At 54.9% G+C, this 12,972-nt stretch carries 13 protein-coding genes; 5 read left to right on the top strand and 8 right to left on the bottom strand.

Annotated elements, in window-relative coordinates; translation table 11 throughout:
• Window positions 1-2 precede the first annotated feature (2 nt).
• Window positions 3-734 (bottom strand): HTH-type transcriptional regulator MlrA, encoded by a 732-nt coding sequence (gene mlrA, locus RTM13_RS16265; protein ID WP_312213257.1) that lies wholly within the window; start codon window positions 732-734, stop codon window positions 3-5.
• 218 nt (window positions 735-952) lie between these two features.
• On the opposite strand from mlrA, the gene RTM13_RS16260 reads away from it, so the two are divergent.
• From RTM13_RS16260 to RTM13_RS16250, 3 genes are read left to right on the top strand one after another with little or no spacing between them, the layout of a single operon-like run.
• Window positions 953-2,641, top strand: coding sequence for a sensor histidine kinase (locus tag RTM13_RS16260; protein ID WP_312213255.1), 1,689 nt, complete (start codon window positions 953-955; stop codon window positions 2,639-2,641).
• A complete protein-coding gene (gene btsR / locus RTM13_RS16255; RefSeq protein ID WP_312213253.1) occupies window positions 2,635-3,354 on the top strand; it encodes a two-component system response regulator BtsR in 720 nt (239 codons plus the stop codon). The genes RTM13_RS16260 and btsR overlap by 7 nt, the downstream gene beginning before the upstream one ends.
• A 48-nt stretch (window positions 3,355-3,402) precedes the next feature.
• Window positions 3,403-3,870, top strand: coding sequence for a DUF1456 family protein (locus tag RTM13_RS16250; protein WP_103819105.1), 468 nt, complete (start codon window positions 3,403-3,405; stop codon window positions 3,868-3,870).
• A gap of 44 nt (window positions 3,871-3,914) precedes the next feature.
• Here RTM13_RS16250 and RTM13_RS16245 read toward each other — a convergent pair whose 3' ends face one another.
• Complete coding sequence (locus RTM13_RS16245) at window positions 3,915-4,373, bottom strand: YehR family lipoprotein (protein ID WP_312213251.1); 459 nt, start codon at window positions 4,371-4,373, stop codon at window positions 3,915-3,917.
• An 85-nt stretch (window positions 4,374-4,458) separates the two neighbouring features.
• On the bottom strand, window positions 4,459-6,492 hold the full coding sequence (gene metG, locus RTM13_RS16240) for a methionine--tRNA ligase (protein WP_312213342.1): 2,034 nt from the start codon (window positions 6,490-6,492) through the stop codon (window positions 4,459-4,461).
• Window positions 6,493-6,627: 135 nt separating this feature from the next.
• Here metG and apbC point away from each other — a divergent pair, with 135 nt between their 5' ends.
• Window positions 6,628-7,737, top strand: a complete 1,110-nt coding sequence (apbC, locus tag RTM13_RS16235) for an iron-sulfur cluster carrier protein ApbC (protein ID WP_312213249.1) — start codon at window positions 6,628-6,630, stop codon at window positions 7,735-7,737.
• Between the two features lie 58 nt (window positions 7,738-7,795).
• On the opposite strand, the gene RTM13_RS16230 is transcribed toward apbC, so the two are convergent.
• From RTM13_RS16230 to RTM13_RS16215, 4 genes are all read right to left on the bottom strand, one after another.
• Window positions 7,796-8,221 (bottom strand): GNAT family N-acetyltransferase, encoded by a 426-nt coding sequence (locus RTM13_RS16230; RefSeq protein ID WP_312213247.1) that lies wholly within the window; start codon window positions 8,219-8,221, stop codon window positions 7,796-7,798.
• The gene (locus RTM13_RS16225) at window positions 8,218-8,547 is read right to left on the bottom strand and encodes an RcnB family protein (protein WP_312213245.1); all 330 of its coding nucleotides are present in this window, start codon (window positions 8,545-8,547) and stop codon (window positions 8,218-8,220) included. Before RTM13_RS16225 ends, RTM13_RS16230 begins: the two co-directional genes overlap by 4 nt.
• Window positions 8,548-8,769: 222 nt before the next feature.
• Complete coding sequence (locus RTM13_RS16220) at window positions 8,770-9,093, bottom strand: putative quinol monooxygenase (protein WP_409456057.1); 324 nt, start codon at window positions 9,091-9,093, stop codon at window positions 8,770-8,772.
• On the bottom strand, window positions 9,093-10,100 hold the full coding sequence (locus tag RTM13_RS16215) for a zinc-binding alcohol dehydrogenase family protein (RefSeq protein WP_312213243.1): 1,008 nt from the start codon (window positions 10,098-10,100) through the stop codon (window positions 9,093-9,095). The genes RTM13_RS16220 and RTM13_RS16215 overlap by 1 nt, the downstream gene beginning before the upstream one ends.
• A gap of 164 nt (window positions 10,101-10,264) precedes the next feature.
• Between RTM13_RS16215 and RTM13_RS16210 the strand changes: the two genes are divergently transcribed.
• Window positions 10,265-11,158, top strand: coding sequence for a LysR family transcriptional regulator (locus tag RTM13_RS16210; RefSeq protein WP_312213241.1), 894 nt, complete (start codon window positions 10,265-10,267; stop codon window positions 11,156-11,158).
• A 362-nt stretch (window positions 11,159-11,520) separates the two neighbouring features.
• Here the strand turns inward: RTM13_RS16210 and RTM13_RS16205 are convergent, their stop codons facing one another.
• Window positions 11,521-12,663 carry a YadA-like family protein gene (locus RTM13_RS16205; RefSeq protein WP_312213239.1) on the bottom strand — a complete coding sequence of 381 codons (1,143 nt, stop codon included), beginning with the start codon at window positions 12,661-12,663 and terminating at the stop codon, window positions 11,521-11,523.
• Between the last annotated feature and the right edge of the window lie 309 nt (window positions 12,664-12,972).

Raw genomic sequence — 12,972 nt, 5'->3', positions numbered from 1 at the left:
CATTAAATGCCGAGCGGATAGATAGCATGCCCGGCGGCCTGCCACGTCGCCAGCTGCTGCCGCTGGGCCAGGGAGGGGGCGTCACCACACCACACCATCAGGGTGTGGCCCTCGAACAGATCCGGCCGCAGCTGATTCAACGAGTTTGCCAGCACCTCCACACGCCATCCCTGCTCGCTTACTCGCCACCCCTCCAGCCATAGCCGGGTGGTATCATGAATATTCCAGCCCACCACCAGTGCATCTTTATTGTGCTTCTTTCGAGACGAGGCCAGGGCGGCAGAGATGTGGTTAATCAGGATGCCGTCCAGCAGGCTGAGCATGGCTAATAGGGTCGGTTGCTGGCAGCGCAGGCGGCGGCGGAGGGGAATGAGCAGATGAAGCGTGAGCGTTTCGGCAGGGTAGTCACGCGTTCGCTCCTTTAGCCACTGGCGCAGACGGGGAATATTGCCGTTTTGCAGTAGCTGGAGCAGCACCTCCTGCTGATCGCGCCAGCCGTTCGAGCCATCCAGCGACTCATTCAGCAGCAGTGCCTGGACTTTACTCACCGGCACGCCGGTGTCGATCCAGCGTTTTATCTCACGAATGCGATCGATATCTGCATCGTTAAATAGCCGATGCCCGCCATCTGTGCGCTGCGGTTTAAGCAGTCCGTAACGTCGCTGCCAGGCGCGCAGCGTAACGGGATTGATATCACACAGCAAAGCCACTTCACCGATCGTGTAAAGCGCCATGATTCCACCTTTGCCAGGATATTCCATTTGTCCAGGGGTCAATACCCAGCGTAGCAGAAGGGACTGACCGTTTAACGATCTCTTTGTAACAATTTCGTCAAATCAGCGGTTCGATTGTGTGACAGTGAGCACGATTTGCCGATTTATTGCAATGCTTAAAAGAAAGTTACACTCACTCACTGTATGTTACGCGTTTTTACCGTGATGGACGCACAGCTATGTATGAATTTAACCTGGTGTTGCTGCTGCTACAGCAGATGTGCGTTTTTCTGGTTATCGCCTGGCTAATGAGTAAAACGCGACTCTTTATCCCGCTGATGCAGGTCACCGTCCGGCTACCCCATAAGCTTCTCTGCTACGTGACCTTCTCGATCTTTTGCATTCTGGGAACCTATTTTGGCCTGCATATCGAAGACTCTATTGCCAATACGCGGGCAATAGGCGCGGTGATGGGGGGGCTGCTCGGTGGCCCGCTGGTAGGCGGCCTGGTGGGATTTACCGGCGGTCTGCATCGCTATTCGATGGGCGGCATGACGGCCCTGAGCTGCATGCTCTCTACCATGGTCGAAGGACTGCTCGGTGGGCTGGTGCACAGCATACTGATCAAACGCGGCCGCACCGACTATGTCTTTAATCCCCTGACGGCGGGAGCGATCACCCTGGTAGCGGAGCTGGTGCAGATGCTGATTATTCTGCTCATCGCTCGCCCCTTTGCCGATGCTCTGCATCTGGTGAGCAGCATCGCTGCGCCGATGATGGTCACCAATACCGTGGGCGCAGCGCTGTTTATGCGTATCCTGCTGGACAAGCGTGCCATGTTCGAAAAGTACACCTCGGCCTTCTCCGCCACCGCCTTGAAAGTAGCGGCCTCCACGGAGGGGATCTTGCGTCAGGGGTTTAACGAAGAGAACAGCATGAAGGTGGCCCAGGTGCTTTATCAGGAGCTGGATATCGGCGCGGTAGCGATCACCGACCGGGAGAAGCTGCTGGCGTTCAAAGGTATTGGCGACGATCACCATCTGCCGGGCCGACCCATCTCCTCGGCCTGGACCAAAAAGACGCTGGAGACCGGCGAGGTGGTCTATGCCGACGGCAACGAAGTGCCATACCGCTGCTCATTGCACCCTCAGTGCAAGCTCGGCTCAACGCTGGTAATCCCGCTGCGCGGCGAAAATCAGCGGGTGATGGGCACCATCAAGCTCTACGAGGCCAAGAACCGTCTGTTTAGCTCCATCAACCGCACGCTGGGGGAGGGGATCGCTCAGCTGCTGTCGGCGCAGATCCTTGCCGGACAGTACGAGCGGCAGAAAGCGCTGTTGACCCAGTCGGAGATCAAGCTGCTCCATGCCCAGGTTAACCCGCACTTTCTCTTTAACGCCCTCAACACCCTGAAGGCGGTGATCCGCCGCGACAGCGATCAGGCAGGCCAGCTGGTGCAGTATCTCTCGACCTTTTTCCGTAAAAACCTCAAGCGCCCGTCGGAGGTGGTTACCTTGGCGGATGAGATTGAGCATGTGAACGCCTATCTGCAAATTGAGAAGGCGCGTTTTCAGGAAAATTTGCAGGTGACGCTGTACGTGCCCGATGCGCTGGCCCATCAGCAGCTTCCGGCCTTTACCCTGCAACCGATCGTGGAAAATGCCATTAAGCACGGTACCTCGCAGCTGCTGGGGGTTGGGGAGATTACGATTCAGGCTAGCCAGCAGCAGGATCACCTGGTGCTGGATATTGAAGATAACGCGGGCCTTTACCAGCCGAAAACCGACGCCAGCGGGCTGGGCATGAGCCTCGTGGACAAGCGCCTGCGGGCGCGGTTTGGTGACACCTGCGGCATTACCGTGCAGTGCGAGCCAGATCGTTTTACCCGCATTACCCTGCGACTGCCCCTGGAGGAGAACGCATGCTGAAAGTGTTGATTGTCGATGACGAGCCGCTGGCGCGGGAGAACCTGCGCGTTCTGCTTGAGGACGAGAGCGACATTGAGATTGTTGGCGAGTGCGCTAACGCGATAGAGGCGTTGGGAGCAGTGCACAAGCTGCGCCCGGACGTGCTGTTTCTGGATATCCAGATGCCGCGTATCAGCGGTCTGGAGATGGTCGGCATGCTCGATCCAGACCAGCGTCCTTACGTGGTGTTTCTCACCGCCTTCGACGAGTATGCGGTTAAGGCGTTTGAAGAGCATGCCTTTGACTATCTGCTCAAGCCGATTGAGGCACCGCGGCTGGCGAAGACGCTCCAGCGCCTGCGCCAGGAGAGGGGCGTGCAGGATATCTCTCTGCTGCCGGAGAATCAGCAGGCGCTGAAGTTCATTCCCTGCACCGGCCACAGCCGCATCTGGCTGCTGCAGATGGACGACGTGGCTTTTGTCAGCAGCCGGATGAGTGGCGTCTACGTCACCAGCCACGAGGGCAAAGAGGGCTTTACCGAGTTGACGCTGCGCACGCTCGAGCAGCGCACGCCGCTGATGCGCTGCCATCGTCAGTATCTGGTGAATATGGCCCATCTGCAGGAGATCCGCTTTGAGGATAACGGCCAGGCCGAGCTGCTGCTGCGCGACGGCCACACCGTGCCGGTCAGCCGCCGCTACCTTAAAAATCTAAAAGAGGCGCTGGGGTTGTAACGTTCGGTGGTACACTGTGCGTTTGCGAAAATCACCGCCGACGAGACTATGCTTAACAACGATATTTTACGTAGCCTGCGCTACACCCTGAAAGCCAACAACACCGAGCTGCAACGGATCTTTACCCTTGGCGGCGCAGAGGCCAGCGAGCAGCAGATTGCCGCCTGGCTGCGTAAAGAGGAGGAGGCTGGGTTCCAGGCCTGCCCGGACATCGTGATGTCGACCTTCCTTAACGGGCTGATCTATGCTCGCCGGGGCAAAGACGAGTCTGCTCCTGAGCTAAAAGCCGAGCGCAAGCTGAATAATAATATTGTGCTGAAAAAGCTGCGGATCGCTTTTGCATTAAAAACCGACGATATTCTGGCTATTCTGACCGAGCAGCAGTTCCGCGTGTCGATGCCGGAAATTACCGCGATGATGCGCGCGCCCGATCATAAGAATTATCGCGAGTGCGGGGATCAGTTTTTCCGTTATTTCCTGCGTGGCCTGGCTGTTCGTCTGCACGCGGCTAAATAAGATGTGACTGGCCCGGCAGCAGGCGCTGCCGGGCGAAAAGCAGGTTATTTCACCTCTTTAAAACCGCGGGACTCCAGCAGCTCCTCGGATTTCTTCATGCTGATACCCTCTTTGATTTCACCGGTAAACGCCGTACCCTGCACTTTCTGCAGCGCATCGCGATCGACCTTCGTGTAATCAACGGTTAAGGTCTCAGTGGCATAGGTATCCTGATAGTCCAGGCTCTCATCCACGCCTTTAATCTCTTTATACTGCTCGCTGATTGGCCCCAGACGCTGCATTGCCGCCTCTTTATTTGGGATCCCCAGCGCATCATAGTGCAGGGTATTTTTCGCCGTCTGGCGCAACACCACATCGTTTTTATAGTAATAGGTCAGCTCAACGTTGGTTTTACCGTCTGACCAGGTGAAGGTTTTACTCTCTTCTTTGTCGCCGCAGCCGCTCAAGGTAATTACCAGCAGTGCAGTAAACGCCGTAGCAATGATTTTTTTTACGATATTCATACTTTTCCCTTATTTAAAATAACCCTGTCCCTAAAATCATAGCGCAATAAAAAAAGGGCGCTCTGTTTAGAGCACCCTTTGCGGATTATTTAACCTGTTGTCCCGGCTGCGCACCGCTGTCCGGGCTAAGCAGGAAGATATTCTTCCCGCCAGGACCGGCGGCCATCACCATGCCTTCGGAGATACCAAAGCGCATCTTACGCGGCGCGAGGTTGGCGACCATCACCGTCAGGCGGCCCACCAGCGCAGCCGGATCCGGGTAGGCGGAGCGAATGCCGGAGAAGACGTTACGTTTCTCGCCGCCAAGATCGAGGGTCAGGCGCAGCAGCTTGTCGGAGCCGTCAACGAACTCGGCGTTCTCAATCAGCGCCACGCGCATATCGACTTTCGCGAAGTCGTCAAAGCTGATGGTCTCCTGAATCGGATCGTCCGCCAGCGGACCGGTAACCGGGGCAGCGGCGGCTTTCACCTCCTCTTTCGAGGCCTCGACCAGGGCTTCAACCTGCTTCATCTCGATGCGGTTATAGAGCGCCTTAAAGGTATTCACCTTATGGCCCAGCAGCGGCTGCTGAATGGCATCCCAGCTCAGCTCGGTGTTCAGGAACGCTTCGGCACGCGCGGCCAGCTGCGGCAGTACCGGTTTCAGCCAGGTCATCAGCACGCGGAACAGGTTAAGCCCCATGGTGCAGATAGCCTGCAGGTCGGCATCGCGCCCCTCCTGCTTGGCCACCACCCACGGTGCCTGCTCGTCAACGTAGCGGTTTGCCACGTCGGCCAGGGCCATGATCTCACGCACCGCTTTACCAAACTCGCGGCTCTCCCAGGCTTCGCCAATGCTGGCTGCCGCATCGGTGAAGGTTTTATACAGTGCCGGATCCGGCAGGTCGGCCGCCAGCACACCGTCAAAGCGCCTGGAGATAAAGCCCGCGTTACGGGAGGCGAGGTTCACCACCTTGTTGACGATGTCGGCATTCACGCGCTGGACGAAATCTTCCAGGTTCAGGTCAATATCGTCGATGCGCGAAGAGAGCTTGGCGGTGTAGTAGTAGCGCAGGCTGTCGGCATCGAAGTGGTTCAGCCAGGTGCTGGCCTTGATGAAGGTGCCACGCGATTTGGACATCTTCGCGCCGTTCACCGTCACGTAGCCGTGCACGAACAGGTTGGTCGGCTTGCGGAAGCTGCTGCCTTCCAACATCGCCGGCCAGAACAGGCTGTGGAAGTAGACGATATCCTTGCCGATAAAGTGATACAGCTCGGCGGTGGAGTCTTTCTTCCAGTATTCGTCGAAGCTTACGGTGTCGCCGCGCTTGTCGCACAGGTTCTTGAAGGAGCCCATGTAGCCGATCGGCGCATCCAGCCAGACGTAGAAGTATTTGCCCGGCGCGTTCGGGATTTCAAAGCCGAAGTAGGGCGCATCGCGGGAGATATCCCACTGCTGCAGGCCGGATTCAAACCACTCCTGCATTTTGTTGGCAACCTGCTCCTGCAGCGCGCCGGAGCGGGTCCACGCCTGCAGCATTTCGCTGAACGACGGCAGGTCAAAGAAGAAGTGCTCGGAGTCACGCATCACCGGCGTTGCGCCGGAAACCACGGACTTCGGCTCGATCAGCTCGGTCGGGCTGTAGGTTGCGCCGCAGACTTCGCAGTTATCGCCATACTGATCCGGTGACTTACATTTCGGGCAGGTGCCTTTCACAAAACGGTCCGGCAGGAACATGCCTTTCTCCGGATCGTAGAGCTGAGAGATGGTGCGGTTCTTGATAAAACCGTTCTCTTTCAGGCGGCCGTAGATCAGCTCGGACAGCTCGCGGTTCTCCTCGCTGTGCGTGGAGTGGTAGTTGTCATAGCTGATATCAAAGCCAGCAAAATCGGTCTGGTGCTCCTGGCTCATCTCACCGATCATCTGCTCCGGCGTAATGCCAAGCTGCTGGGCTTTCAGCATGATTGGCGTACCGTGGGCATCGTCGGCGCAAATAAAGTTGACCTCATGGCCGCGCATTCGCTGGTAACGGACCCAGACATCAGCCTGGATGTGTTCCAGCATATGGCCGAGGTGGATGGAGCCGTTTGCGTACGGCAGTGCGCACGTTACCAGAATTTTTTTCGCGACTTGAGTCATAGTGAGCATTACGTCTTCTGTAAAAAAAGGGGTTTTGATATTACCAAAAGGGGCATTATTAAGTAAGCACAAACCTTTTTCTTTCAGGTAAACTTGCTACACGAGCTTTTCACCTACAAGAACAGAGGAGTCGGGATGAACTCTCAATCCCAGGCCAAATCACCGGAAGCCCTGCGAGCAATGGTTGCCGGAACGCTGGCGAATTTTCAGCACCCCACCCTGAAGCATAATCTCACCGCGCTAAAAGCCGTGCACCATGTTGCCTGGCTGGATGACACCGTGCACATCGAACTGCTGATGCCGTTCGCCTGGCGCAGCGCGTTTGAGGAGCTGAAGGAGCAGTGCAGCGCCGAGCTGCTGCGCATTACTGGCGCAAAAGCCATCGACTGGAAGCTGTCCCACACCATCGCCACGCTGAAGCGTGTAAAAAATCAGCCGGGCATCAACGGCGTGAAGAACATCATTGCCGTCAGCTCCGGCAAGGGCGGGGTAGGGAAGTCCTCTACCGCAGTCAACCTGGCGCTGGCGCTGGCCGCGGAAGGGGCGAAGGTCGGTATCCTTGATGCCGATATCTACGGCCCGTCAATCCCGGCGATGCTGGGCACCGAAGGTAATCGCCCGACCTCTCCGGACGGTACCCATATGGCGCCGATCATGGTCCACGGCCTGGCGACCAACTCGATCGGCTATCTGGTGACCGATGACAACGCTATGGTGTGGCGTGGCCCGATGGCCAGCAAGGCGCTGTTACAGCTGCTGCAGGAGTCAATGTGGCCGGATCTGGACTACCTGGTGCTGGATATGCCGCCGGGTACCGGGGACATTCAGCTGACGCTGGCGCAAAATATCCCGGTGACCGGGGCGCTGGTGGTGACCACCCCGCAGGACATCGCCCTGATCGACGCCAAAAAAGGCATCGTGATGTTTGAGAAGGTGGAGGTCCCGGTGCTGGGCATCGTTGAAAACATGAGCATGCATATCTGCAGCAACTGCGGCCATCATGAAGCCATCTTTGGCGCCGGTGGCGCAGAGAAGCTGGCTCAGCAGTACCATACTGAACTGCTGGGACAGATGCCGCTGCACATTACGCTGCGTGAGGATCTCGATAACGGTACGCCAACGGTGATCCACCGTCCGGATAGCGAATTTACCGCACTCTACCGCAAACTTGCCGGTCGCGTTGCCGCTCAGCTCTACTGGCAGGGCGATGTGATCCCGTCCGAGATCGCCTTCCGCGCGGTGTAAGCAGAGTCGAATTTGCATTTTGTAGGCCGGGTCAGGCGAAGCCGCCACCCGGCGTTACTTAAAGCAATCGGTAGTGCAGTAAAAAGTAATCCCCTTCCGGCGCTTCGCCTCGCGCCTCGATATGCCAGCCGTGACGGCGATAAAACGCCAGCGCGGCTTTATTCTCGGCAAGACACTTCAGCGATCCCGAGCTGGTAAAGTACGACTGCACCTTTTGCAGCAGCGCGCTGCCCACGCCCCGGCCCTGGTACGCCGGATCAACAAACAGGTTATGAACGAAGTTATCGTTCAGCGTGACCGAGGCAAAGCCCAGGCGGTGTCCATCCTCTTCGGCAACCCAGATGCGTTCCCCAAGGGTGGCAGCATCAAAATCTTCCAGCTGCCAGTCGCGCCCATCTTTCCAGGTCCAGCAGGTGCGACGGGCGTGCAGGTAGAGCGTGCGTAGGAAGGGGCGATCGCTCTCCTGCCAGGGGCGAATAATCATCGGTGGTAGAAAATCTCGCCGTCATAGACTTTAAGGATCTTACCTTCGGGTTCGGTGATCAGCACGTAGTTGCCGCCCATGTAGGTCCAGCGGCTGCCGGCATCCGGCGCGGGCAGGTTACGCTGCTGCCACGCTTTGATGTTGTATTCATCGGTGAGGTACATCGGCGGAACGGTGTCGCCAATTTTGAATTTGGTAAAATCGGCCACAAACTCCTGCAGTTCATACTTCGATACGCCCGTGGCAGCAGCGAGCTGTGGCGCTGCAAAAGCGGTGCTTGCTGAGACCAGCAGCGCACCAAGAAGCATCAGTTTAGTCTTACCCATGGTCTCTCCATATTTTGCCGGGCGGGCTGTTTTCGTCTGGCCCTTTTGTATTACGTGCGCGCTATCATCGCTGTGATTTCTCTCTGAAAGCAATAGCAAAAACTATCTTCCTCGCGCGTGCTATGGGGAGAAGTGTAAGCAAATGCGGGAGAAAGCAGAAGCAGCGGATCGCTAAAACAGCCATCCGCTTGCAGAGTAAATACTTTTTGAGAGGATTCTTGGCTATACGCTAACTTGCTTTAGCGGAACGATTGCCAGCGGTTCGTTAAGTAGCAAGTCCATCTGGCTAACAAACGACTGGAAGTGCGGCGTTGCGACATGGTCATCTAGCGCAGCCTGGCTCTGCCAGCACTCTCGCATATGAAATATTTCTGGCGTCTCCGTTAGCTGAAAAAGTTCATAACTTATGTTGCCCGGCTCCTGACGGGTTGGCGCGATAAGCGCAACGAGGGCCGCTTTTAACGCTTCGGTTTGATCCGGTTTTGCGGTAAGCACCGCAAGGACGGTCAAATTATCTCCCGCTGACATGGATGTGCTCCCGGACATTAAAAACCCTCCAGCACAATCTTGCCAACCGCCCGTCGGGACTCCAGCAGACGATGAGCCTTACGCAGATTCTCGGCGTTAATTGCACCAAAGTGTTCGCCCAAGGTGGTCTGGATCACGCCGCTGTCGATAAGCGAGGCCACGCGGGTCAGCAGACGGTGCTGCTCAATAATGTCCCTGGTTTCAAACATCGAGCGGGTGAACATAAACTCCCAGTGCAGAGAGATGCTCTTTGCCTTCAGCGGACGCGCGTCCAGCGTCTCCGGATCGTCAATCAGCGCCAGCTTGCCCTGCGGGATCAGCACCTCAATCAGCTGCTGGTAGTGCTCATCGGTACTGTTCAGGCTGGCAACGTGGGTAACATGCTGAATACCGATTCGGGCCAGCTCTTCACTGAGCGGTTTGCTGTGATCGATAACGTGGTGCGCCCCGAGATCGGTCACCCACTTCTGGCTTGCCGGGCGTGAAGCCGTACCGATCACCGTCATTTTGGTGAGCTTACGGGCGAGCTGGGTCATGATTGAACCGACGCCGCCTGCCGCACCGACGATCAGCAACACGTCGCCTTCGTTACCGTTTTCGTTGATGCCCAGGCGATCGAATAACATCTCCCAGGCGGTGATAGCCGTTAACGGCAGCGCGGCGGCAGAGGCGTTATCCAGGGAAGTGGGCTTCAGGGCTACGATGCGCTCATCCACCAGCTGATATTCGCTATTGCTGCCCGGACGGGTCAGCGCCCCGGCGTACCACACGGTGTCGCCCGGCTTAAACAGCGTGACCGCGTCACCCACTTCGGCGACAACGCCTACTGCATCCCAACCGAGAATACGCGGCTGGTCGGCGTTAAAGCCTGCACGAACTTTGGTATCGACCGGGTTAACGGAGATCGCTTTCACCTGCACCAGCAGGTCGTGGCCGTGCGCAACCGGTTTTTCAATCTCAATCTCCTGCAGGGCATCAACGTTGCCGTTGGCCTGCGCCGCAGCGGTAATAGCAATAGCTTTCATAAATACTCCATAGCATGGGTGGCTTCAGATAGATGAGTTTAGGGTAACCAGCACGAGGCGCGGGAAACAGAGCCTGATAACAGCAGCACCTATCCTCCAGGAGTGAAAATAGCGTGCGATTGCGCTATTGTTGAGTCTTACTCATAAATAGTAAGCCGGTGTTGATGCTAAAAGATAATTTTAACGATCTCTACTATCTGACCGTGGTGGCGCAGGAGCGGAGCTTTACCCGGGCGGCGGCAAAGCTTGGCGTATCTCAGTCTGCCCTGAGTCATGCTATTAAGGGCCTGGAGGAGCGCCTTGAGATCCGCCTGTTAACGCGCACTACCCGCAGCGTAGCCCCAACCGAGGCGGGGGAGAGGCTTATCAACACCATTGCACCCCGTTTTAGCGAGATCGAGAGCGAACTCACCTCGCTGACCGAGATGCGCGATCGCGTCGCTGGCAATATCCGTATCAATCTTGGCGAGCACGCCCTGCAGTCGACGGTCTGGCCAGCGCTGAAGCCTTTTCTCAGTGCTTACCCTGACATCAACGTTGAGCTGACCACCGATAATAGCCTGACGGATATTGTCAGCGGCCGCTTTGATGCAGGCGTGCGGCTGGGGGAGCAGGTTGCCAAAGATATGGTTGCGGTGAGGATTGGGCCGGACTGGCGGATGCTGGTGGTCGGCTCTCCGGACTACTTTGCCCGCCACGGCAGACCAGACACGCCGCACGATCTTCAGCACCACCGCTGCATCAATATCCGTCTGCCGACCCTGGGCGGGCTTTATGCTTGGGAGTTCTCCCGCGACGGACAGGATCTACGAGTGCGGGTCGAGGGGCAACTGACCTTTAATCATCTTCCCGCCCGTATTGATGCGGCAATTTCCGGCATGGGACTGGCGTTTGTGCCAGAGGATACGGTCGCAGGCGCGCTGGCCGAAGGGAAGCTGGAGGCGGTGCTGGAGCCATGGTGCGAGCCGTTTCAGGGATACTACCTTTATTATCCTAGCCGCAAGCAGCACACTCAGGCCTTTGCCCGGCTTATCGAGGCGCTGAGGTATAAGGGGTAATTTAATAAATTTAAAGTAAACAGGAGCCAGAGAGCATCAGGTCTATTAAATCAACCATTAATTAGCGCGTTTTTTTCAGTTTATATTAAATGTATTTTCGCAAATAATTTTATAACAATCATCAGGTGAGGTAATAAAGTAATCTTTGTACATAGCACCCATCCAGAATCCTACAAGGACAAGCATCAGACAAAGAAGAGTAATAGTAATAATGTATCTGGCCATAATTGATATTTCTCTGTAATCCACCAAGAGGAGACGAGTTAATCGACGTAGTGGCTTATTAGTTTTATTCGAAAAAAACTCGTCCCTTCATGTGGTTATCATCCCCTCCATGAATAAGGGAACACCTTCAGAGATACTTACCAGCCAATACTTGCAGATGCAGCAACGATATCATCACCGACAGAAGTACCGGAAGTGGAGAGAGTAGCAGCTACATTTTCAGCAAACTTATGACGGTACCCTAATGCGTAACCTTGCTGATCTTTGAAGTTCGCCGCACCGATAGCAACAGCGTTATTCGTATCGACGAAGTGAAGCCCCGCAATAGAAGCTGCACCCGCGATACCCGCACGGTATTCTTTACGATCGTTGTCTTGCTGCTCCTCAAGCGAGCTCATTCGCTCACTGTTTTTCTTAACTTGTGTATTAAAGAAGCTTTTAGCATCTTGCAGGTCTTGAGCCACGCCAGCTGACTGGTTAGCCGTTTCGGCGATTGCCTGACTATTGCTTGCTACTTTAGCTTGTGTGGCTGTATCGACTTGTACTTGCGTAACGGAGGTAGTAACGCCATCAGCGCCATTTTTACCATCTTTACCGTTAATCCCATCTTTGCCGTCAGCGCCATTTTTACCATCAGCACCGTTAACACCTGCTATACCCTGCACGCCTTGTGCACCAGCAGCACCAGTGTCACCCTTATCGCCCTTAGCACCGTCTTTACCGTCTACACCGTTAGTTGGCTTAGGCGTATTCTCCAGGGTGGTAATACGGTTATCCTGATCCGTATCTACTGTGAGTTGACGTATTTGATCATTCGCATAGGTGGAACCATCAAGCTTATTTTGCAAGCCGTTAAGCGCTGCTTGTGCATCAGTCTTAGCGCTGCCCGCCATGTTAAGAGCCGCACTGGCTTCACTCAACGCGCTATCCGCTTTGCTGTCGGCTACGTTAGCTGTATCTTGTGCAATTTGGGCTTTATTAGAAAGTAACTGTTTAGCACCTTGCAGATCGTCATTTACGATGATTACAGCATCTTTAGTATTATTCAGATCGTTATCAATATCGCTAACGCGAGATTGCAGTCCGTTAAGTGTCTTAGCACTTGCCATATCATCAAGATCGTAAGACGTAATAGATTCGTCACTGCCTTTGATAGAGAGGAAGGCATTGCTACCGTCTGTAGTCTGAATCAATAATTCAGCAGCATGAGCAGTAGTTGCAAAAAAAGCACCAGAAACAGCAATAGCATAAGCAATTGCTGATTTATTTACAGATTTCATTTCAAGACTCACATATGTAATAAAAATAAATTTAAATGTGCATCTACAGAGGTAAATTAATTCATTTTCTTTTTTAGTAACGCGAAATAACTATCCCATACAGTGACGATTAAAAGTTTGATTTAGATCACACAAAGCATTAATTGCTAAAGAGTTGTGTTGAGAGATGTAAGTAAATTTATTAAGATTTTCAGTAAGATACATTTAATATTGACCATTTATTAACTGGCGTCATGTCTGAATCAGGCGTAATAAAACTAAACCTCTTGCACGACGACCTCGGGCCCGGGTAAACTAAATACATACCGA

Source organism: Pseudescherichia sp., from assembly GCF_031979925.1.
Classification (GTDB): Bacteria; Pseudomonadota; Gammaproteobacteria; order Enterobacterales; family Enterobacteriaceae; genus Pseudescherichia.
This window is presented reverse-complemented; position numbering and strand designations above follow the sequence as displayed.

Excerpts from the sequence above, each read along its gene's own strand:
- mlrA (WP_312213257.1), bottom strand. The coding sequence starts at position 734 with ATGGCGCTTTACACGATCGGTGAAGTGGCTTTGCTGTGTGATATCAAT.
- RTM13_RS16260 (WP_312213255.1), top strand. The coding sequence starts at position 953 with ATGTATGAATTTAACCTGGTGTTGCTGCTGCTACAGCAGATGTGCGTT.
- btsR (WP_312213253.1), top strand. The coding sequence starts at position 2,635 with ATGCTGAAAGTGTTGATTGTCGATGACGAGCCGCTGGCGCGGGAGAAC.
- RTM13_RS16250 (WP_103819105.1), top strand. The coding sequence starts at position 3,403 with ATGCTTAACAACGATATTTTACGTAGCCTGCGCTACACCCTGAAAGCC.
- RTM13_RS16245 (WP_312213251.1), bottom strand. The coding sequence starts at position 4,373 with ATGAATATCGTAAAAAAAATCATTGCTACGGCGTTTACTGCACTGCTG.
- metG (WP_312213342.1), bottom strand. The coding sequence starts at position 6,492 with ATGACTCAAGTCGCGAAAAAAATTCTGGTAACGTGCGCACTGCCGTAC.
- apbC (WP_312213249.1), top strand. The coding sequence starts at position 6,628 with ATGAACTCTCAATCCCAGGCCAAATCACCGGAAGCCCTGCGAGCAATG.
- RTM13_RS16230 (WP_312213247.1), bottom strand. The coding sequence starts at position 8,221 with ATGATTATTCGCCCCTGGCAGGAGAGCGATCGCCCCTTCCTACGCACG.
- RTM13_RS16225 (WP_312213245.1), bottom strand. The coding sequence starts at position 8,547 with ATGGGTAAGACTAAACTGATGCTTCTTGGTGCGCTGCTGGTCTCAGCA.
- RTM13_RS16220 (WP_409456057.1), bottom strand. The coding sequence starts at position 9,093 with ATGTCCGGGAGCACATCCATGTCAGCGGGAGATAATTTGACCGTCCTT.
- RTM13_RS16215 (WP_312213243.1), bottom strand. The coding sequence starts at position 10,100 with ATGAAAGCTATTGCTATTACCGCTGCGGCGCAGGCCAACGGCAACGTT.
- RTM13_RS16210 (WP_312213241.1), top strand. The coding sequence starts at position 10,265 with ATGCTAAAAGATAATTTTAACGATCTCTACTATCTGACCGTGGTGGCG.
- RTM13_RS16205 (WP_312213239.1), bottom strand. The coding sequence starts at position 12,663 with ATGAAATCTGTAAATAAATCAGCAATTGCTTATGCTATTGCTGTTTCT.